Source organism: Helicobacter suis HS1, from assembly GCF_026000295.1.
Lineage (GTDB): Bacteria > Campylobacterota > Campylobacteria > Campylobacterales > Helicobacteraceae > Helicobacter > Helicobacter suis.
This window is the reverse complement of record NZ_AP026769.1, coordinates 776,420-798,013: the sequence shown is the minus strand read 5'-3', so window position 1 is coordinate 798,013 and position 21,594 is coordinate 776,420. Positions and strand designations below refer to the sequence as shown.

Below are 21,594 nucleotides of genomic sequence, written 5' to 3'. Positions count from 1 at the left end.
TTTTTTGAATGTGATACTAGAAAAACCGCCTCCTAGAACAACTCACTATGTGTACACAGCCTTACTTAAAATAAGTGTATCATTTTGTATTTGATAGAGTAGTAGCAGATCTGGTTCGATATGGCATTCTTTACAGTTTTTCCATTGTTTTAGAACATGGTTTTTATGTTTTACTTCTAATGGAGTTTGTTCTTGGAGTTTAGAAATCATAGCACTGAGTTTATCTTCTGTGATTTTCTTATTTTTAAGACATCTTATGCGATCTTTTTTAAAAGACCTTTTAACAATGAGTTTGAGCACTAAAAATCGATCTTCTGGCATTATCGTATTACCTTTTTTGCGCTATCCTAACATGCTTTAACAAAATCACCAAATGCAAAATCACCGCCCTAAAAGGGGTATTCATAAGTTCTTAGTTTTTAATAAATTAGCAGAGAAGTACAAAGCAAAGATAGCCACTGAAGCGCTCAAAAGTGTAAGTTGGAAAGCTGGAGGTGGGAATATTTAGAGGCTTAAAATACTCGAGATGGTGAAGTGCCCAAATGCTAAAGACATTTGGGCTTCCTAGGCTGATGTTGCCCGTAGGGAGAGTTTGGTTCTCACTCTGTGTCCCTATAGTAGGGATTTTACAGAGTTTGAGCTCCAACGCATTCCCTACAGGTCTCACACATCATATCTCCAAAGGCGTAACTTCCGATACTTCCTGCCGTAGATACGAATGTATGGGGACATTATACCACAAATTAGTGGCATTCATCCCACCCGCTAAAGACGAGTGGGATTTCTGCCGGAGAGTTTTAAAAAAGGTGGCTGAATAGAAAAACTTTGAGAATATAAACACCTGCCAAGTAAAATTAGCCATAGTCTAAAAAAATGTGCAAACTAACCGATCTTGGCTGTCTATTTTAATTACCAACCACGCCGTAAAGCCCCTAGCTTTAGCTATGGGGATATAAGGTGCATGCTCTTTAGAGCATAATAAAGAATAGCTACTTTAGGGTATTAGTTAATATAATCTTGTATAATACTTTGTATGAAAGCCACTATCCAATACAAAAGTAATAATAATATTGTCTATTCTTGCAAATACCACATTGTATGGTGTCCTAAATAATATAGACGAAAAGTCCTTGTAGATCAGGTAGAAGTAAGGTTAAAACAAATCATTTTGGAAGTGGCGCAAGAGCTAGAAGTAGAGATTTTGGAGATGGAAACAGATAAGGATCATATCCATATTTTGGCAGAAGTTGATCCTAGCTTTGGGGTGATGAAGTTTATTAGGACGGCTAAGGGCAGGAGTAGTCGGCTTTTAAGACAAGAGTTTGCACATTTGAGAACAAGACTACCTACACTATGGACAAACTCTTGTTTTATTTCTTCTGTGGGGGGTGCGCCTTTGGAAGTGATCAAGCAATACATCGCCAACCAGCAAAACTCTGAAAGACCCAAGCAAAAAAACAAGTGGAAAGACTATGTTAATCGCCTACAAGCAGAAACTCTACAATTCAAGCAAGAACAAGCAGATAGACAGACTCTTGCGTCTTTATGGCATTTGCTACAATCATTGTATCGCTTTGCATAAGCGGTATTATAGACTTTTTAAAAAGCATTTAAAGCTTTATACCTTGCAAAAGCATATCACTAAACTAAAGAGAACAGCACGCTTTGCTTTTTTGAAAACTCTAGGCTCTCAAACCTTGCAAGAGCTAGTAGGGAGGATAGACAAGGCTTATAAAAAGTTTTTTAAGAAACAAGGCAGACCGCCTAGATTTAAAAAGGTGGCTTTATACCAATCTTTCACATTTAAGGGGGGAACAGGTTATAAAATCCAAAACAACATTATCTCTTTTAATGGCTATCGCTTTAAGTTTGTCAAAACCTACGACCTTGCAGGCAAACCCAAGACCTTAACCATTAAAAGAGATAATCTAGGCGATTATTTCTTGTGCTTGGTGTGCGAAACAGAGGATAACCTTAAGCCCGCAGGCGGTAACAGCGTGGGGCTTGACTTTGGGTTAAAAACTTTTCTCACATGCTCTAATGGCACACAAATCCCATCGCCTTTATTTTTCTCTAAATTCTTGCCTTTGATCCGTGCTTGCTCTCGCTCCCTATCCAAAAAGAAAAGAGGCAGTCATAACCGCCTAAAGGCTAGGCTAAAACTTGCTAGATTGCACCGCAAAGTCCAAAATCTTAGAAAAGACTTTTTCTACAAGATTGCTAATAGCCTAGCCAAACAATACGCCACTATTTTCATTGAAGATTTGAACCTGAAGGGTATGGTTAAACTTTGGGGGCGCAAGATTAATGATTTGGCTTTTGGTGAGTTTGTGGCTATCTTGGAGAGAAAAACCCAAGTGGTTAAGATTGATAGATTCTATCCCAGCTCTAAAACTTGTTCTAGCTGTGGGGAGGTTAAAGAGGACTTGAGCCTCAAAGATAGAATCTTTAATTGCCCCTCTTGTGGGTTTTCTTTGGATAGAGATTTAAACGCAAGCATTAATATTCATAGAGTGGGGGCATCCACTCTTGGAGGAGAAGCTGTAAGACCCGCCTAGCGGGCAAGCTTTGATGATCCCAGAATCCCCTAGCTTTAGCTATGGGGAGTATGTCAAAAAGGAGTTTTCATGGCCTTTCATCGTGATAAAATGGCCATAGCCAACCCTGATTTTATCACTCATGCTAGGTTGTACTGCTAAGTTAGGTACAATTAATCCTAATCAGCCAATGACAGGGGAGACGCATCAGGTTGTTGCGGTTAGTTGTAAGCCTTTTACTTGGCCTTATGGTAAATCTGAAGATCTTAAACAGCAGACGATACAAAAACTTCAAAGTCAGGCAAATAGTTATGCCCGCATAGCTCATGCACAAGAGGCAGAGCTTATCAATGTAACGATTAGTAAACAATATTGGCCATGGTTTTATTGGCTTTTGGGAGGAGTGTGTGTGAAGGCGGAGGGTTTTGCACGCCCTAAAACCCAGTAATATTTAATTTTATAAGCCCCCAAAGAGTTAAAAATACTGGGGGCTATAGCTACCCTGCTAGCTGGTTTTAAACAAAACTTTAGATACAATAACCCATGTCAAAGGTAGGAGAAAAAGATGGGTATAGAGTGGGATTTAAACCAAAGGCGAACATTTCAGGGGCTATTAAGAGAGTTTGTAGAGTTGGTAGATGAGAAGGTGGATATTGGGAAACAAACCGGGAAACCCCCAGAGTGTGCAAGGTATAAAGATATTCGCGATAGATTTAATATCTTTTTGCAGGAATGGGGCTATGAATGCGCGCCTAATCTTGGGCAAAGATATTTACCTAAAGAGCCCGGGATTGCTTTTTTGCGTCAAAATGTTTTAGGAGAAGGTTTTGTTAATTCTAAAGCAACTACCCAAGAGGGTTTTTATATCTGGTTCGCGTATGCATGGGAGGAGCCCTCATTTTACCTCCACATAGGTAGATCTACTAACAATCTAGCAGAATGCAAGAAGTGTACACTATATCCAAAAGTTTTTGGGGCAGACGATAAAGTTTTGCGAAAATATTCACATTTATATACCGCAGATTTAGAGTCTGAGTTAGACGGGATCACTGATGATTTTTTAAGATTAATGGATCAGTTCAATGAATTTCCTCCAGAAGATTTTAAGCCAACGGCTACTACCCCTAAAGCAGTTTCTGTTACAACCCCTTCTAAGGTAGTTTCCATGAGTTCTCTTAAAATTCCCCTTAATCAAATTTTCTATGGACCTCCGGGTACGGGCAAGACCTATATGACTATTAACAAAGCGTTAGAAATCATACTAGACAAGCAAGGGCAGGAGTTAGAGCTAGAAATTAAAAACACATTGGAGGCATTAAAGCCTGAAGTTTCTAAAACTATCCAAGCAGAGTTTAATAGAGAAACTGATGATATAATTAGAGCAGAAAAGATAAATAGAGCGCGCGCTAAAGCCTTGTTTGATTATTACAAGGAACAAAGACAAATTGACTTTGTTACTTTCCACCAGAGCTATAGCTATGAGGAGTTTGTAGAAGGGATCAAACCTAAAATGCTTGATGGGCAAGTGTGCTATGAAATTAAAGATGGGATTTTTAAGCAGATATGTAAAAAAGCAAAAGACGCACAAAAATTCCCCCCTGAAAAGCCCTACATTCTCATCATTGATGAAATCAATCGGGGGAATATCGCTAAGATTTTTGGCGAACTCATCACTTTAATAGAGCCTAGTAAGCGCATAGGCAATGAAGAGAGCTTAGAGGTTACTTTACCCTATAGTGGGGATTATTTTGGTGTGCCTAATAATCTTTACATCATCGCCACAATAAACACCGCTGATTCAAGCATTGCCCTGCTAGACATTGCTTTGCGCCGTAGATTTAGTTTTGTAGAAATGATGCCAAAGCCAGCCCTTCTTAGCACAAATTGTAGCGGTGTGGATTTACAAAAACTTTTAAAAGCAATCAATGAGCGCATAGAGTTTTTACTTGATCAAGATCACAGCATCGGGCATGCCTACTTTTTAGGTTTAGAAACTTTGCAGGATTTGCAAGATTGCTTTAAAAATAAAATTATCCCACTTTTGCAAGAATACTTTTATGATGATCACGCCAAGATTGACGCGGTGCTTAATAAAAATGGCATGCTAAAACCTAAGAGTCTTGAGGGCGCATTACAAAATCTCTTAAACGATTTTGTCGATCCTGATAAGAAAATCTACACCCTTACAGAGGCTAGTGAGTGGAAAGCTGAATATTTTATAAAAATTTATGGCAAAAAAGAAGAGGCACAAACGCCACCTGTTTCAGGTGAGTCTGTAAATCAAGCTGATAGATAGCCATGAAAACCATACCCACGCTTTATATAGGTGAATACCAAAGTTTTGGCAAACAAGACTTAAAAAAATGTCTAGCTACAGGGCAAGAACACAGAGCAGACAAAATATGGGAAGCTTTAAAACACTTTGCAAGCCAAGAACGCAACCAAGCTCTTTTGCGTTTTAAAAATTCAAATACCCTTACCACTCAAAATTATGTGGGTGCGATCCAACTTAAAAATTTTTGTATTGAGATTTTACCCAAAATACATAAAGCTAATCTATCAGGGCATAGCAAAGATTGCCCCCAAAAACTATACCCGCTAGATCGCCTTGAATTTATCAAAAAAGTCCGCCAATTTATAAATCAAGAGGGATTTGAATTTGTCCGCCCCACCTGTTCTCTTTGTTATGCGAGACAAATTTTGCTTAATTGTCTAAGCACTCTTAAAGATACTCCCTTTAAAAAAAGCTCCTTAGCCCATTTGACTAACGCGTCCCTGCCACTCTTAGAAATTTTTGTACGCATGTTTTTAGAGGAGTGCGAACAACTCATTAAGCGGGGGCTGAAACGGGATTATTTAGCAATCTCTGAAAACCGCCTCTTTTTTAAAGGCAAACTAGAATTTGCTAGCCATCTTAAAACTAATTTAATCCACAAAGAGCGCTTTTACACCACTAGCGATACATATAGTTTAGATGTGCCCCCTAATCGTCTTATCAAATCCACACTTAAAATCCTCAAATCCTTAGCATTAAGCCCTAAGAGTCAAGAAAAATTAAATTCTATGTGGTTTGTTTTAGATGGGGTGTGTGCAAGCCAAAATATAGAGAGCGATTTTGCAAAAAGTAAGCTCGCTACGCGTTTTAAAGAATATGAAAATCTTTTAGCATGGTGTAATCTTTTCTTGCGCCAAAAATCTTTAACCCCCCATAGTGGAACTGATTACGCCTATGCTTTTTTGTTTCCGATGGAAAAACTCTTTGAATCTTTTGTAGGATTTTGGTTGCAAAAAAGTTTAGGGGATATTTATACAGTGAGTTTACAAGAACAAAAATACGATTTTATAAAAGACCGCTATCTGCGCCCTGATATTATCTTAAGAAGTAAACAAGCGCCACAAAATGAGTGTTGTATCTTAGATACCAAATGGAAAAAAGTTCAAGGGTTAAAAGATGTCTCCTACGATGATCTGTATCAAATGTGGGCTTATGCAAGTACATATGCCACCCTAGAGCAAACACACATAAGCACTTGTTTAGTCTATCCATTACAAGACGGTATGCAAAGCACAGAAACTTTCCGTGCGCGTCCATTTACAGATAAACCCGTTAAGCTTAAGATCGCATACTTTCCCCTAGATAACCACGATCATCTAAAATAACAAGAGAGGCTTAAGACCCCTTAAAAAATTTACCTGAGCCATTGGGTGGGAGTTAAACAGAAAAACCCCATCTTTTAAGCACACAGATCACTTATTTTTCAAAAACGAGTAATTATTCCGCATTTACAAAGAGGATTTTGCGTAAAATAAAGTCTAATTTGGATTAAAATGCATAAAAGCTTACATTGTCTTGGTAAGATTAACAAGATACAAGATACGAGTTAAAGGACTACAATGAGAAAGTGGATACTTTTAGGTTTATGTTTTCTAAGCTGTTTTTTAAGCACGCTACAGGCCACGCAATATTTTTTTTAGAGATTTTCATGCGAAGAATTTGGAGTATGTAATCCATCTGAAAAGAAAACTTAAAAAAGAAATCCAAGCTTGCGCGCAACTGAATACCTTGCCACACTACACACCAACCGGTGAAAGAAAAGCCGATTCTTGTAGCGCTGCATTTAAAAGATCGGCTACCATATCTTATGATCTGGCCTTAGGTTTTCTAACAAGCCAGAAAGAAGAATACGCACAAAGAGCTAAAGAGATTTTAGAGAAGTGGGCACAAACACTTCAGGCGGTTGACTCAAAGGAAGCAGAAAATCTAATCAATTTTTACATGCCCTATATGAACATGGCCTATTCTTTCATCCGCTCCAAATTTGCTAGCCCCTCATTTGAACAATTTTCTAGCAATATGTTCACTTACGCACGCCTTAATAAAGATAATAATATCGGAGCTTGGGCTATACTTTTGGGGGTGAGTACAGCGCTTGTAACCCACGATCATGATCTACTCTCAAGAATGGCTGATAAATGGCAAAAGTGGATTTTAAACGCCATTGATAGAAAGGGTGTTATGGCAAAGGAGGTTGTGCGCACTAACACGGCTAATTATAACAGCGGGCCTAATAAGGGCATTAAAGGGATTGCCTATACACATTTTGCGCTTGAACCAATCAGTGTGGCCGGACAATTGCTTTGTGAAAATGGTTTTGATCTATGGCACAGCCGCGCGGCTCAAAGACTCTTTATTGCCTATAATACAACCGCAGGGTGGGTACTCAATCCTACGACTTTTCCTTATTACCAACCAAACTTAATTGGTATCAACCACGACGCCTATTTTTTGCTGTTAAACCAATACTTTACAAGTTTAGCAGGACAACAAGCAATCAAACAGGATCATTTTAAAGGCGATAAGTTTAGGTTAGAATTTAACGATGATTTAAAAATCAGAAAATAGGCATTTTGCATTGCCACCCTCAAAGGTAAAAGTGCTAATTTCTTTGATGAATTCTATGCTTTTTTCTAAGAATGTGATCACTCTGCAGGGGAACTTAAAAATATCTTTTAGCCCGCATACCACCGGCAAATAATAACTCTAGGTTTTATGTGGAATGTGTAATCTTGTTTCAGGTCTTCTAAAATCGTTAATACAGTGCTTATTGTCCTTGAGTTCTAAAAATGCCACGCCCCAATCTTTAAGTTGTTTTTTATCGTAGGCAAGATTTTTATCTTTACAGAAAGTCTTAGCGCTGTAAAATCCCTCAAAAACACCGCATTTTGACACAATGTTAGGAGCAAAGGCTTTTCCACCTTCTTACCCACACTGCTGCCCCACCCCGCAAAGCAATTTTCTTGGTGGCTAAGGCATTAATCACCACCAAGACTTGTTTAAATCAAGCTCTACACTAATGCTTTTATGGGTTATTTTAAGATGGATTCCTATATTCTCACTTTCTCCTAGGGCATGTAGCAAATTTTCAAGATAATCCATGTTATTTTGTGCCAGATCGAATCGATCCTACATGCTAAAAAAGATCACATCAAGGAAACCATCAAGCAAAACCTTAGCCATATCAAGGTAGACTCCATTATTCTAGAGTGTATCGCTGAAACTAGTAGCGATGAATTGCTACTTAAGGTAATGAACTTGCAATTTATCAATAAACAAATGCTTATGGTGGCTATTATTGCAAAAGAGGAGCTCCTTAAAATGGTTAGATCTGACTTGCACAATCTTGACATACTCCCCATAGCTAAAGCTAGGGGATTCTGGGATCATCAAAGCTTGCCCGCTAGGCGGGTCTTACAGCTTCTCCTCCAAGAGTGGATGCCCCCACTCTATGAATATTTATACTTGCGTTCAAATCTCTATCCAAAGAAAAGCCACAAGAAGGGCAATGAAAAAACCTATCTTTTAGGCTTAAATCCTCTTTGAGTGCTCCACAATTAGAACAAGTTTTAGAGCTAGGATAGAATCTATCAATCTTAACCACTTGGGTTTTTCTCTCCAAGATAGCCACAAACTCACCAAAAGCCAAATCATTAATCTTGCGCCCCCAAAGTTTAACCATACCCTTCAGGTTCAAATCTTCAATGAAAATAGTGGCGTATTGTTTGGCTAGGCTATTAGCAATCTTGTAGAAAAAGTCTTTTCTAAGATTTTGGACTTTGCGGTGCAATCTAGCAAGTTTTAGCCTAGCCTTTAGGCGGTTATGACTGCCTCTTTTCTTTTTGGATAGGGAGCGAGAGCAAGCACGGATCAAAGGCAAGAATTTAGAGAAAAATAAAGGCGATGGGATTTGTGTGCCATTAGAGCATGTGAGAAAAGTTTTTAACCCAAAGTCAAGCCCCACGCTGTTACCGCCTGCGGGCTTAAGGTTATCCTCTGTTTCGCACACCAAGCACAAGAAATAATCGCCTAGATTATCTCTTTTAATGGTTAAGGTCTTGGGTTTGCCTGCAAGGTCGTAGGTTTTGACAAACTTAAAGCGATAGCCATTAAAAGAGATAATGTTGTCTTGGATTTTATAACCACATTGTGAAAATGTGAAAGACTGATAGTTGGCCACCTTTTTAAATCTAGGCGGTCTGCCTTGTTTCTTAAAAAACTTTTTATAAGCCTTGTCTATCCTCCCTACTAGCTCTTGCAAGGTTTGAGAGCCTAGAGTTTTCAAAAAAGCAAAGCGTGCTGTTCTCTTTAGCTTGGTGATGTGCTTTTTCAAAGTGTAGAAATTCAAGTGCTTCTTATAGAGCCTATAATACCGCTTATGCAAAGCGATACAATGATTGTAGCAAATGCCATAAAGACGCAAGAGTCTGTCTATCTGCTTGTTCTTGCTTGAATTGTAGAGTTTCTGCTTGTAGGCGATGAGCATAGAACTATATTATACACACTTTGCTTGAAAAACGACCAAACATGCGCCTTATATCCCCATAGCTAAAGCTAGGGGGTTTACGGCGCGGTTGCTAAAATGTTTGCGGATTTAAAAATTAGTTTGTATTGTTTACTTAGTATAGTTCTTTTTCTAATCTAATATGGCGGCTCATGTTTGCAACTTTATACTAAAACTTTGGGTAATAGTTTTTTCTACACCAAGTTTAGTTAGTGTAGCCTCATCTAAGTTAGAGAGCGCGCTTAAAGGATCAGCTCTTTTAATCTCTTTGCCAAAATACTTAGCCCTTTACTCTAGCAAGGTGTTAAACGCAGAAATACCCACATCTGCTAAAGACTTAGCTAATTTATGGTTTTTAAGCATATTATTCACTCTTAAACTCTCAAGACAAAAAGGATCAAAATGAGACACTAAGACACTGGTCAATTTGTGTAGAAAATCTAAACGAATATTAGAAATACGCTGGTGTAGTTTGTTTAGCCTTAAAGAGGCTTTTAGAAATTTTCTAGACTTCTTAAGTTTATCACCTTTGGCTTTCGGGTGTTGCTTCTTAGAAAGTTGAAGTCTTGTTAGCCTCCTTGTGAGCTTAGTTAAGGGCTTGGGGGCTTTAATCTGCAAACCATTAGATAAACTCACAAAAGATTTAATACCGGTATCTATGCCTATAGTTTTAAAATTTTTTAAAGGCTTATGGGTGTGGACAAACTCGTTTTTGGTGATCTCCATTGCAATAGAAACAAAGAATTTAGAGCCTTTTATTGAAATAGTTACCCCGCTAATTTTTCCCTTAAAGCGTAATTTCTCACACATCTTAATCTTGGATAAATTGGGGATTTTTAGGTAATCGCGCTTATAGCCCTGAATGATTTTAATCTGATCACCTCCGATATAAAACTTGCCCTGAAATTCTCTTTTCTTTTTGAAACGCGGGTAACTTAGTTTCCCTTGTTTTAAGTCTCTAAAGAATTTAGTAAAAGCTAGACCAAGATGCATAAAGGGCTGTTGTGTGGCATATTTGCTAACCTCATAAACAAAAGGAAACTGCTCTTTTTTGATAGCATTAAACTCTTTTTTAAGAGCAAGATGGTTAGTTGTAATCCCATTTACCACCCACACCTTAAAATTTAAATCCTTACAATCTGCGCTCCAGAGCCCCCTAGTTTTAAGGGAGCATCGCAAAAATCTAGTACTTTGGGGTGGTTTTTAAGCCAGAGCCTAATGGCTTGGCGTAAAATGCCCTTGCCTTTGCCATGGATAATCACGACCTCATTAAAGCCTGCTAAAAGCGCGTTAGATAAAAACCCTTGTACTTCTTCTAAAGCCTCTTGTACATCTAATCCACACACATCTAAATGCATGTTAGCCTGTGCTTTTGGTTTTGTCTCTAATTTAACTTGGGGTTGTTTGCTAGTTTGGTTGGTAGTAATCTGTAAATCTGTACCTTTTGCCTTGATTTTAAGCCCATTATCCAAAGCCACCACAAACAAATCCCCACTTTTAGCAATGATACGCCCCTTTTCTTTGCTACTAGCTTTTTTATAAACCACTAGTGTACCTAATTCTATAGATGTGGGTTTATTGGGTTCTTTAGGCGTTTTATCTAGGTCTTTTTTTAAATCCAGTTGGATAGCTTGGATACTTTGGTGGGCTTGGCTTTTGTTGTGGGATTGTTGGAAGTTCTTTAAAGCCTCTTGCAACTCTCTTAACGCCTTGTAATAGCTTTTCTCTAAAATATTTTGTTTCTTTTGCTGTTGCTCCTCTAGTTTTTTTAGTTTCTCTAAACCCTCTTGTTCTAGATTTTCTAGGGCTTGACTGCGTTCTTGTAGATGCATGCGTTCTAAGTTTAATTCTTGCTCAAGGGCGCTTGTTCTTTCAATCAACGCACTTAGATTCTCTTGATCCTGCCCATAGAGATGTTTAGCCATTTGTACTAAATTTAAAGGTATCCCATATCTTAAAGCGCTTTCAAACGCATAACTTTTACCAATGAGTCCGGGAGTAAAAGTATAAGTAGGCATTTGCTTTTCTAGATCATAATTAGCCGCTAAGAGTTGTACGGCTGGATTTTTAGCTAATAACATGGCTAAGTGTTTATGGTGTGTGGTTATTACAACCTTTGCATTATTTTGTACTAAGTGCTCTAAAAGCACCTTATATAAACAACTTGCTTCAGCCGCATCCGTGCCTAATTCAATCTCATCAACCCCTAGCAAAAGATCAGATTTATCTAAAACTTGGCCAAAATCTAACATGCGCCCGGCAAAAGTAGAAATATCATTTTTACTATTCTGTGGATCGTTGATAATGGCGTGGATATTTTCTATATAAGGAACATGGGAGTGGTGCGGGTTTATTTTAAAGGGTAAAAAGTGTTTGGCTAAAAACACGGCGCTTAAAATAGATTTAAGTAGCATCGTCTTACCCCCCGTGTTAACACCAGTGATTAGCAAAAGTTTTTTACCAAAATGCAAAGAAATAGGCTTAGGGTTTTTAAGGTTGGGGTGGGCAAAGTCTTTTAGAATGAGAGTACCTTCTAAATTAGGCTTAATAAAAGAAAGATTTTCAGCCTTAGCAAAGAGTACCCGGGCTTGTAGGTGATCTAGATAGTCAAATTGGCGATCTAGGAAGCGTAAAAATAAAAAATGGGGGTGTAAATTTTGAGTCCAATGGGTACAAATTCGCCCAATGCATAGTTCAATTTCTAATTGCTTTTCTTGGATTTTATGGCCGAGATTTTTAGCCTCTAAAGGTTGGATATAAAACTGCCCGCTATGCGATCGTTGCACCACCACCCCTTTAAGCGCATGTGAGAAACCGGGCTTAAGCAAGAGAGTTTCTAACCCTTGTATGAAATGTACCTGTCTATCAACTAAATAGGGTTCTAAAGCACTTTGGCTTAAAATTTGGCTAAAAACTTGCTGTTGTGCGCGCTTGAGTCGCTCTAAACTTTCTAATAAGGCGTCTAAATCGCTGTAAAACCCTGTTTTAAAAGCGGGGGTATCTGCCATTTGTTTTTCTAAGTCTAAAAGGGGGGCGGGGATATGGATATTTTGAATATAATCAAAAAGATAGGGCTGTATTTTAGAATCGGTGTTTTTTTTAAAAACCAGTAAATAGCGAGTCATCTGGGTAAATGCAAACAAGGTTTCAAGTTGCAATACCCCGCCTTTTTTAAAGGATTTTAAGGCCTCTTGTAAAAAAATAACCGCTGGAGGGGGATTTATTTGGAGTGTTTCTAATTCTCTTAGGTGTTCCCAAATGTGGGGATTTGTGCTAGCAAGGGCAAAGTCTTTAGGGCGTGCTAAAAAACTCTTGAAACGCTCTAAAAACCCTTCTAAATCTAGCTGTAGGGGCAACATCAAAGAATCTTACAAGTCCGTAGTTGCACCAATATCCCCTGCATAGAAGTGTTTTGTTTGCCCAGAAAACTTAGCGTTTTTCTCACTAAACTAAAGGTTTTAGAGTTGACTTTAACACCCCTGCACTCTAATTCATCTCCGCGTAAAAATGCCTTCTCTAATGCCATGTGGGTTTGATTAGTCCGATCTTGTTTGTAAGTGTAAACACCCAAAGCTCCCCCCAAAGCCATTAAAAAGATCAAAACAATAAGTTTTTGTAAAATCCCTTTGGCAAAAAAATCTTTGAGTAAAAACCATAAAAGTATGAGTACTAATAAAAGAATGATCCATGCTAGCAAAATACGCCTCTGAGTTGATCGGTGATGTCTCCTGCGCCAAATCCAATCACTAGGCCTCTTTTAAGGGTACGGATTTTGCGCTCGCCTACAAAAAAATCTAAGCCTTCTGCTGTACGCCAGATTCGATCAATAAAAGTAGGTTGTAGGTGTTTGAAGAGATTTGGCAAATCTATCTCACGGGGTTTTTCACCTGCTCTATAAACGGGTAGAATATAAAGATCGCAAACCATGGGGTGTTTGAAACACTCTTGAAACCCTTCTAAATTATCTAATAGACGCGAAAATTTATGGGGTTGCCAAATCACTAGAGCATCTGACATGCCTTTTAAATCCGCATAGGTTTGTAAGGCCTCTAAAGTGGCACTAATTTCTGTAGGGTGGTGGGCATAATCATCAATGATGATCAGTTCTGTTTTTTGTAAAATATCAAAGCGTTTTTTAATCCCTTTAAAATCCAAAAGATTTTGGCGCAAAGTTTCTAAGGGGAGTTCATCTAAAGCAGCCAAAATTGCCAAAGCCGCATTAGTAGCGGTGTGTACCCCCAGCCCCCACACTTCAAAAAACCCTAAATCTTTGAATTTAAAACGCGTATAAGGCTCTTCATCTCTTAAAAAATAACTAATTTCTGAAATATCTTGATTGGGATAAAGTCGTTTGGCTTTTAAATCTAAAGTACTTAAGAAGGGATCATTAGCATTAATCACGCGCTTTTTACCTAATGCTAAAAACTCCTGATAGGCCGCATAAAAAGCCTCTAAATTGTAATCATAGCCATCTAAGTGTTCTACTTCTGCATTGGTTACAATGGAATAATAGGGATTGGAATGTAAAAAACTTTGATCAGACTCATCGGCCTCAAAAACTAAACTATGGCTATGGCTTTCTTTGACATTTGATCCAAAAGCCTTACTAGTTGCTCCAATGATAGCTCCAAAGTGAGGCAAAAGCGCGCTTAACATCGCGCTTGTACTGCTTTTCCCATGCGCACCGCATACGCTAAAAACCCGCTTATCCCCTAAAATGTACTCTAAAGCTCTTTTGCGCGATAAAATGATGCAATTTTTTTCCATAGCAGCCACAATTTCTACATTCTCAGCCTTAATAATGGCAGAATGAACCACCACCTCTTGATCGTCGAGCGCGTCTTTATTATGCGGAATAGTGATAGGGATATTTAAACTTCTTAAATAGCGCGTGATAGAGCTTTCTACAATGTCTGATCCGCTTACAATCGCCCCCTGCGCTTTTAAATATTTGGCTAACCCTGAAATGCCAATCCCACCAATGCCAATAAAATGGATTTTATAGGTATGGATAGGCCGTTTTAGCATAAAGAAAGCTTATAAGAATCTAAGGCATTTTTCAGGCATTCTAAGGCGGGTTTTAAAACTTCAGGGGTTTGTACTAAAGCAATGCGCACAAAATCCTTAGTGTGTGGGCTTTTTAAATAGCCTAGAAAATCTCCGGGCAAAACTTTTAGCCCGGTTTGTTCGTATAGATAGCGGGTAAATCTTTGTCCATCTGGTACTTCTAGCCACACATAAAAGCTAGTAGGAAAAATAGGGATTTGTAAAATCTCTTGGGCAAGTTTTAAATTGGTTGCATAGATTTCGTGGATACTTTGTTGCGCGCTGCTATCTAGCCACCCTGCAGCACTAGCATACTGGAGTGGTAAAGGGATAGCACACCCGCTATATGATCGAAAAATCTGATAGGCTGCAAGAATGGTTGTGTCTCCGGCAATATAACCACTACGCAGTCCCGGGGCACTCAAAGACTTAGAGATAGAACTAACCGCTAAGACATTTTTAAACTCAGAGTTACCCACAAGTTCACAGGCCTCTAAAATGGAGGGCGGGGGAGTGGTGCTATAAATATTGCAATAACATTCATCATTGAGTAAAACAAAATCCTCTTCAAGGGCGCGTAAGACCCAAGTTTTAAGCTCCTCTAAATCTAAAGTACGCCCGGTGGGGTTGTTTGGCGAATTTAGAATTACTAAGTTAGGTTTAGCCCCCTCAGGCAAAAGGGGGGTAAAATTATTTTCTTTAGAAAGGTCCATAAAAATCACCTCTGCCCTAGCCACTCTAGCGCTAGCTAAATAAACCTGATAAGAGGGGTTAGAAAAAGCCACTTTGGGGGAATGCTTGCCATGCAAATAAAAAAGGGGGAAATTAAAAAGCACCTCTTTAGAACCAAGTGTGGCTATGATTTGCCACTCTTGTAAATCCAATCCAAAACGCCTTTTAATAAAACTAATCTGTGCCTCTTTTAGAAAATGTGTACCTATGCTTTTAGGATAAAAGCGCAACGCATCAGTGTGTTCTTTTAAGGCTTTTTGGATGGAAAAAGGGGTGTCAAACTGGGGTTCGCCAATGGAAAAGTCTAAAGGCTCAATTATAGGAGTAACATCTCCTAGCAAGGCATTTAACCGCTCAAATGGGTAGGGTTCAAACATAACAACCTCCGCTAAAAAAGGCCATTATACCTAAATTCCTACTCTTGAATCGTTTGGCCCCGGGCTTGGTTTTTGTGTTTTTGTGGTCTGGGGCTTGTTTGTGGGCTTGTTTGGCTTATAAAAAGGGGGGGCTTTATAGCCACAACCGGTTAATAAACATGCTAAAATAAACATATGAAAGATGCGCAAAGTATCCTCTCCTCCATTCTACAAGCGCCCTATCTTAAACCTCTTAAAATGCGCCTGCAATTGGATAAATTAAAATTATTTCTCCCACCAGCTGTGAGTATGGGGTTAGTCTCTATTGTAATGAAAAATTCTAAACTCTTGCTTGTGTTTAAACATCCCAGTACGCGTTATTATTTTCAGGCAAACTACCAAGAATTTAGCCAAATTTTATTACAGGCCATTAAAAAATTAGAGATTGAAGTACCGTCTGATTTGCAAATACAAACTTATATACCCTGCCGTATCGCTCAAAACTTTGAGAGTAAAGCGCCTAAAGCCACTTATACAGAGCGATCTAAAGGGCACTTTATTAACCATGCAACAGATCCAGAAATCCATGCGGTTTTTGAATTAATTCGCACCTGTGTTAAGCACAATAATGGACGCTAAAGTTCTTGTTAATCTGCCCACCCATAGCGGTATTTATCTCTATTTTGATACCAAACATAGATTGCTTTATGTGGGAAAAGCTAAGAATTTACAAAAACGCATCTTAAGCTATTTTAAGATCAAAGATGGGCAGGTTCTGCCTAACCCTAAAAATAGTCTGCGCGTACAACGCATGGTAGCCCAGATTGCTAGCATTCAAACGCAATTTGCAGCCAATGAAGAGGAAGCGCTACTTTTAGAGAATCAAACAATCAAGGCTTACCAGCCCAAATATAATATTTTGCTCAAAGATGATAAAACCTACCCTTACATTTGTGTGGATCTAACTAAACCCTATCCTTTTTTTGCATTAGCCCGTAAAGTCAAACCCGGTTATACCGGCTTTGGTCCTTTTAGTAGCGGGGCTAGAGATATTTTAGAAAGCCTGCTTGAATTTGTACCTTTAGTACAAAGCAAATCTTGTTTACAGGGCAAAAAGGCCTGTATTTTTTATGAAATGCGCCGTTGTAAAGCGCCTTGTGAGGGTAAAATCACCCAACAAGATTATGCCCTACTCGTTGAGCAGGCTTTAGCCTTATTAACCGATAAAAGTAAGCTTGTGGCTTTAATAGAGCAACGCATGCGCACACTAGCTTTACAAGAGCGTTTTGAAGAGGCAGCGATCTATCGTGATCATTTACAAAAAATCCAAGCCCTTTTAAAGCGATCAGAACAATCTGAAGAAAGACTAATCCATGCCCTGCAAACACTCTTTAAGCTACAAAAACTCCCCCAAAGAATTGAAATTTTTGATGCTAGCCACCACGCGCAAACCCATTGCGTGGGGGGTATGGTGGTGTTTTCTCATGGAAAATGGCTTAAAAATGCTTACCGGCGTTATTTATTGCAAGGCAAAGATGAATACGCACAAATGCGTGAAATGCTAGAAAGACGGCTAAAAAATCTAAAAGAAATGCCGGATTTGTGGCTCTTAGATGGGGGCAGGGCGCAGGTGTGTTTGGCTGAGGATATTTTAAAAGCCGCTGGGTTTGATATTAAAGTTTTAGGGATTGCTAAGGCTAAAGTGCGGGGAAAAGCCAAACGCGCTAGAGGAGATGTAGAAGATGTGATCTATGAGTCTAATCAGACATGGCATCTTAAAGCACAGGACTCATGCCTACAATTCTTGCAAAAACTCAGAGACGAAGCCCACCGCTTTGCTATCTCTTATCACCGGTTAAGAAAACTCAAAGCGCTGGTCTAATGTTTAAAGTTAAGTGCCTACTTTCTGGGGTTAGCCTCAGTAACGCGGATAGTGCGCCCCATAAAATCAGTGTTGTCTAAACTAGAGATTGCCTTTTGTGCCCCTTCATCTTCCATTTCCACAAATCCAAAACCCTTAGGTCTTTTAGTCTCTCGATCCTGGATCAACTTCACCGAATTGACAACGCCAAATTGGCTAAACAATTCCTCAACATCTTGGTTTGTAGCGCTATAAACCAAATTCCCGACATAAATGTTTTTCAAAATCCTTCCCCATGGCTAATCTTGAACTAAAGAATAAACTAAAGGCATTCTGATCCTACTGCAAAATAATTTAAAAGAGACTGAAAATCTTATTCATTACGTAAAATCGCTAATACATTAACACCTGAAGCCTTAAGGGCGGGATAATAAGAGGAAAACGCTACAATGATCAACGCCCCAAGCACAGTGCCTAAAAAATCCCCCATAGAAAGATCTAAGGGTAATCTATCCATGCCATAGACATCTGCGGGTAGAGAAATGATAGGAAAGGTTTTTAAAATCCATAGCACCAAAAAAGCTAAGAGAATGCCTAAAACAATCCCCCCCATACCAATCACAGCCCCTAAACTAAAAAAGGCTTTTTTGATTTCTTGTTTTGTCGCGCCTAAACTAAGTAATAGCGCAATTTCTTTGCGGCGATTCATCACCACCATGAGTAAAGAGCTGATAATATTAAGAGAGGCCATTAAAATAATGAGCATTAAAACGATAAAAAGCGCGCGTTTTTCCAAAGCCATAGCCGAGAAAAAATTCCCATTTTGTTGCCACCACCCTTCAATCCCCACTCCATTATTAGGGATACTCTTTAAAGCTTGTTTGATTCTCTCTAAATCTTTCATCGCATCTTTAGAATACACATGCACCCCGTCATAAATCTCCTCTGGCAAATCTCTAATGGCGCGCAGGGCTTGAATATTAGTGTAAAGATAACTCCCATCATAGGCTTTTAGACCCGATTCAAAATACCCTTGCAAATTAAAGCGTTTCATGGTCGGGGAGAGTACAAAGCCGGTGGGTTCTAATTTAGTGAAAAATAAATCAATTTTGTGGGCTTCTGCTAGCATTAAAGATTCTTTAAAACCCTTGCCAGCTACTAAATTAAAAGGGGTTTGCATGAAAGTTTTTACATTTCCCTCTAATCCCTTTTTAAGGATATGATTAATCCGCACCTCTTGTTTGATATTGACCCCAAAGAGCATGCCTCCGCTTAACATGCCATTAAAACGCGCCATGACTTGGGCTTGTAAAAAGGGGCTAAAGATGAGATGAGGGAAGCGTTGTTCTAAAGCAATCACGGTTTTTTGATCAATTCCATAGTAGCTAGTGGCATAAAGGGTAAGGGGATAATTCATAACAAAGAGCTTATTTTCAAATTCTTTACCCATGCCATTCATAATAGCCATAGCCACAATTAAAACCATCACCCCAACTCCTACCCCTAAAAACGCTAAAAGCGCGGTAATACTAATAAAGGGCTGAGTCTTATCAAAACGCAAATAACGGCGGACTAAAAAGACCGCTAGAGAGGAGGGCTTAAACATCAACGGGGCTTATTTTGTGGGGCAAAGATTCCTTTTTTGGGGCCACTTTTAGCATGGCAATGTTTATACTTCTTGCCACTCCCGCAAAAACATGGGGTGTTGCGCGTCATGGTTTTGCCATGCTGTTTGGGTTCTGCCTCCCAGTTATTTAATCCTAGTTCAATATCTTGGTTATTAAAACTTAAATCTGTTTGTGATTCTTCTAAGCTACTTAAAAGTTGCTGACTCTGATCGGGTGCATCGGCTACTAACTCAAGCTTATGAAAGGTTTTGATCGCCTCTAGTTTAATCGAATCAATGAGTTCTAAAAAGAGATTATAGCTTTCCTTTTTATACTCCACTAAAGGGTCTTTTTGGTTATAGCCTCTTAGCCCGATACCGGTTTTAAGATTATCCATTGTGTAAAGATGTTCGCGCCAAGCCTGATCTAAAATCTGTAAATACACGATTCGCTCAATTTTATTTTGATCCTCCATGCGAGCCATTTTAGCGCTATACTGTGCCTCCAGAGCCTCTAAAATAAAATTTTCTACAGAAGTTAGATCCCTTTGCTCTAATGCATTGAAATCTAGGTGCAAATTAAATTCTTCTTGCAAATTTTGGGCAACATGGACTAAATCCTCATCTTGAAAATCCTGTTCTTTAAAAGCCTGATTTGTTTCTAAAATACGGCCTATAGCGTATTGGCGGTTTTCTGCAATGCGCGCGCCAATATCATACGAATCGTCTAATAATTCGTTTCTAAATTTATACACCGTCTTTCTTTGCTCATTGGCCACATCATCGTATTCTAAAAGGTGTTTACGGCTTTCAAAATGCAAGGCTTCTACTTTTTTCTGCGCATTCTCCACTGAGCGCGTAACGAGTCTAGATTCAATATATTCCCCATCTTGTAGCCCTAGTTTTTCCATCACCCCCTTAATGCGCTCACTCCCAAAAATGCGCAACAAACTATCCTCTAAACTCAAATAAAACTGACTCACCCCGGGATCCCCCTGTCGCCCGCTTCGGCCTCTTAATTGGTTATCAATGCGCCTACTTTCATGGCGTTCTGTGCCAATGATATAAAGCCCGCCTAAATCCTTAACTTCTTGGCCAAGTTTAATATCCACTCCGCGCCCGGCCATGTTAGTTGCAATAGTAACTGCCCCTTTTAGTCCGGCATCTTTAATAATTTCAGCCTCTCTAGTGTGTTGTTTGGCATTAAGCACAGTGTGAGCAATGCGCTCTTTTTGTAATAAGGCATGCAAAGCCTCACTTTTTTGGATACTAGCCGTCCCTACAAGTACGGGTTGGCCTATGGCGTGTAATTCTTTAATCTTAGCCACCACTGCTTCAAATTTTTCCCTTTCGCTCTTATAAATCAAATCGTTAAGGTCTTTGCGCTGGATGGGTAAATTAGTAGGGATAGACACAACTTCTAAATGATAGATTTCTAAAAACTCTGTAGCTTCTGTTTGGGCAGTACCGGTCATGCCAGAGAGTTTTTCATAGAGTCTAAAGTAATTTTGAAAAGTAATATCTGCTAGGGTTTGACTCTCCTCTTTAATCCCGACCTTTTCTTTTGCCTCTAGGGCTTGGTGCAACCCCTCACTAAAGCGCCGCCCCTCGCTTAAACGCCCGGTAAACTCATCAACAATTACCACCTCCCCATTAGCCACTACATAATCTTTATCCCGTGCAAAGAGATAATGCGCCTTGAGTGCTTGATCTAGATGGTGGGAGAGAATGGCATTTTCTAGGCTATAAAGATTATCCACCCCAAAGAGTTCTTCGGCCTTCTTAATCCCTTTTTCGGTGATTAAAATCACGCGGTTTTTCTCATCAATATTAAAATCTTCCTCCACCTTCATGCGTTGGGCTACTTGATCGGCTCGCTCATAATTTTCCATGCGTTTACTAACTGGACCGGAGATAATTAAAGGTGTGCGCGCTTCATCAATGAGAATAGAGTCCACCTCATCTATAATGGCAAAGGCGTGTTCTTTCTGTACCTTTTGATCTAAAGAATATTTCATGTTATCGCGCAAGTAATCAAAGCCAAATTCATTATTTGTACCATAAACTACATCGCAGGCATATATCCCCAAACGCGCCTCATCATCTACTTCCCCTGTTACCACGCCCACGCTATAACCTAGAAAATTATAAAGGGGTTGCATTTCTTTAGCATCGCGTTGGGCTAGATAATCATTAACCGTAACTACATGCACGCTATGCCCATTTAAAGCATTAAGGGCTACGGCTAAAGTGGCCACTAAAGTTTTGCCCTCTCCAGTTTTCATCTCAGCAATCTTACCCTCGTGTAAAACCATGCCCCCGATGAGTTGGACATCAAAGTGGCGCAGGCCAAGCGTGCGTTTAGAAGCCTCTCTAGTGATAGCAAAACTCTCAGCCAACACCTCGTCTAACCCTTTTTCCTGACTTTGAACTTGCACTTTTAAGTGATCAAAACGCGCCTGTAACTCTGCATCGCTTAAATTAATCATTTCTAGTTCTAAAGCATTGATCGTAGCTACGCGTTTTTTATAATTTTTAATCGCCCGTTGGTTTCTCGTGCCGATGATTTTACTGAGCATGGCTTTAATCATATTTATCCTTTAAGCTCAAGGATACT

Annotated in this window: 17 protein-coding genes and 2 pseudogenes; 8 read left to right on the top strand and 11 right to left on the bottom strand. The window is 39.2% G+C overall.

Going from position 1 to position 21,594, the window contains the following annotated elements; genetic code table 11:
- Nucleotides 1-45 precede the first annotated feature (45 nt).
- On the bottom strand, nucleotides 46-321 hold the full coding sequence (locus OO773_RS04365) for a type II toxin-antitoxin system YafQ family toxin (RefSeq protein WP_231102941.1): 276 nt from the start codon (nucleotides 319-321) through the stop codon (nucleotides 46-48).
- A 712-nt stretch (nucleotides 322-1,033) separates the two neighbouring features.
- Here OO773_RS04365 and tnpA point away from each other — a divergent pair.
- The 6 genes and pseudogenes from tnpA to OO773_RS04335 all read left to right on the top strand — a co-directional run.
- Nucleotides 1,034-1,501 (top strand): annotated as a pseudogene (gene tnpA, locus OO773_RS04360) (IS200/IS605 family transposase); the annotation flags it as partial.
- Nucleotides 1,473-2,558: an RNA-guided endonuclease InsQ/TnpB family protein gene (locus OO773_RS04355; RefSeq protein ID WP_264828717.1), complete on the top strand. Its 1,086-nt coding sequence runs from the start codon at nucleotides 1,473-1,475 to the stop codon at nucleotides 2,556-2,558. The pseudogene tnpA and the gene OO773_RS04355, both read left to right, overlap by 29 nt.
- Nucleotides 2,559-2,727: 169 nt before the next feature.
- Nucleotides 2,728-2,985: a hypothetical protein gene (locus tag OO773_RS04350; RefSeq protein WP_040499326.1), complete on the top strand. Its 258-nt coding sequence runs from the start codon at nucleotides 2,728-2,730 to the stop codon at nucleotides 2,983-2,985.
- Nucleotides 2,986-3,102: 117 nt separating this feature from the next.
- Nucleotides 3,103-4,833, top strand: coding sequence for an McrB family protein (locus OO773_RS04345; protein WP_050780240.1), 1,731 nt, complete (start codon nucleotides 3,103-3,105; stop codon nucleotides 4,831-4,833).
- A gap of 2 nt (nucleotides 4,834-4,835) precedes the next feature.
- The gene (locus OO773_RS04340) at nucleotides 4,836-6,197 is read left to right on the top strand and encodes an McrC family protein (RefSeq protein WP_040499327.1); all 1,362 of its coding nucleotides are present in this window, start codon (nucleotides 4,836-4,838) and stop codon (nucleotides 6,195-6,197) included.
- Between the two features lie 334 nt (nucleotides 6,198-6,531).
- On the top strand, nucleotides 6,532-7,440 hold the full coding sequence (locus OO773_RS04335) for an alginate lyase family protein (protein WP_264828716.1): 909 nt from the start codon (nucleotides 6,532-6,534) through the stop codon (nucleotides 7,438-7,440).
- Nucleotides 7,441-7,578: 138 nt separating this feature from the next.
- Here OO773_RS04335 and OO773_RS04330 read toward each other — a convergent pair whose 3' ends face one another.
- The 7 genes and pseudogenes from OO773_RS04330 to OO773_RS04300 form a co-directional block, all read right to left on the bottom strand.
- The gene (locus tag OO773_RS04330; RefSeq protein ID WP_264828715.1) at nucleotides 7,579-7,767 is read right to left on the bottom strand and encodes a hypothetical protein; all 189 of its coding nucleotides are present in this window, start codon (nucleotides 7,765-7,767) and stop codon (nucleotides 7,579-7,581) included.
- Nucleotides 7,768-8,275: 508 nt separating this feature from the next.
- Nucleotides 8,276-9,358, bottom strand: a complete 1,083-nt coding sequence (locus OO773_RS04325) for an RNA-guided endonuclease InsQ/TnpB family protein (protein ID WP_073193814.1) — start codon at nucleotides 9,356-9,358, stop codon at nucleotides 8,276-8,278.
- Between the two features lie 309 nt (nucleotides 9,359-9,667).
- Nucleotides 9,668-10,477, bottom strand: a pseudogene (locus OO773_RS04320) (RNA-guided endonuclease InsQ/TnpB family protein); the annotation flags it as partial.
- A gap of 23 nt (nucleotides 10,478-10,500) precedes the next feature.
- The gene (locus OO773_RS04315) at nucleotides 10,501-12,738 is read right to left on the bottom strand and encodes an endonuclease MutS2 (RefSeq protein ID WP_006564332.1); all 2,238 of its coding nucleotides are present in this window, start codon (nucleotides 12,736-12,738) and stop codon (nucleotides 10,501-10,503) included.
- Nucleotides 12,735-13,073, bottom strand: a complete 339-nt coding sequence (locus tag OO773_RS04310) for a hypothetical protein (protein ID WP_231102920.1) — start codon at nucleotides 13,071-13,073, stop codon at nucleotides 12,735-12,737. The genes OO773_RS04315 and OO773_RS04310 overlap by 4 nt, the downstream gene beginning before the upstream one ends.
- Nucleotides 13,067-14,404, bottom strand: coding sequence for a UDP-N-acetylmuramate--L-alanine ligase (gene murC / locus OO773_RS04305; protein ID WP_006564334.1), 1,338 nt, complete (start codon nucleotides 14,402-14,404; stop codon nucleotides 13,067-13,069). Before murC ends, OO773_RS04310 begins: the two co-directional genes overlap by 7 nt.
- Complete coding sequence (locus OO773_RS04300) at nucleotides 14,398-15,531, bottom strand: succinyldiaminopimelate transaminase (RefSeq protein ID WP_006564335.1); 1,134 nt, start codon at nucleotides 15,529-15,531, stop codon at nucleotides 14,398-14,400. Before OO773_RS04300 ends, murC begins: the two co-directional genes overlap by 7 nt.
- Nucleotides 15,532-15,705: 174 nt before the next feature.
- On the opposite strand from OO773_RS04300, the gene OO773_RS04295 reads away from it, so the two are divergent.
- Together OO773_RS04295 and OO773_RS04290 are read left to right on the top strand one after the other, a co-directional pair.
- Complete coding sequence (locus OO773_RS04295) at nucleotides 15,706-16,149, top strand: hypothetical protein (RefSeq protein ID WP_040499175.1); 444 nt, start codon at nucleotides 15,706-15,708, stop codon at nucleotides 16,147-16,149.
- Nucleotides 16,139-17,392, top strand: a complete 1,254-nt coding sequence (locus OO773_RS04290) for a GIY-YIG nuclease family protein (protein WP_040499176.1) — start codon at nucleotides 16,139-16,141, stop codon at nucleotides 17,390-17,392. The genes OO773_RS04295 and OO773_RS04290 overlap by 11 nt, the downstream gene beginning before the upstream one ends.
- 17 nt (nucleotides 17,393-17,409) lie before the next feature.
- On the opposite strand, the gene OO773_RS04285 is transcribed toward OO773_RS04290, so the two are convergent.
- The 3 genes from OO773_RS04285 to secA all read right to left on the bottom strand — a co-directional run bounded on the left by OO773_RS04285 (nucleotide 17,410) and on the right by secA (nucleotide 21,568).
- The gene (locus OO773_RS04285) at nucleotides 17,410-17,655 is read right to left on the bottom strand and encodes an RNA recognition motif domain-containing protein (RefSeq protein ID WP_040499177.1); all 246 of its coding nucleotides are present in this window, start codon (nucleotides 17,653-17,655) and stop codon (nucleotides 17,410-17,412) included.
- 89 nt (nucleotides 17,656-17,744) lie between these two features.
- Nucleotides 17,745-18,977, bottom strand: coding sequence for an ABC transporter permease (locus tag OO773_RS04280; RefSeq protein WP_176486665.1), 1,233 nt, complete (start codon nucleotides 18,975-18,977; stop codon nucleotides 17,745-17,747).
- Nucleotides 18,977-21,568 (bottom strand): preprotein translocase subunit SecA, encoded by a 2,592-nt coding sequence (gene secA / locus OO773_RS04275; RefSeq protein ID WP_034375992.1) that lies wholly within the window; start codon nucleotides 21,566-21,568, stop codon nucleotides 18,977-18,979. The genes OO773_RS04280 and secA overlap by 1 nt, the downstream gene beginning before the upstream one ends.
- Nucleotides 21,569-21,594: the final 26 nt, after the last annotated feature.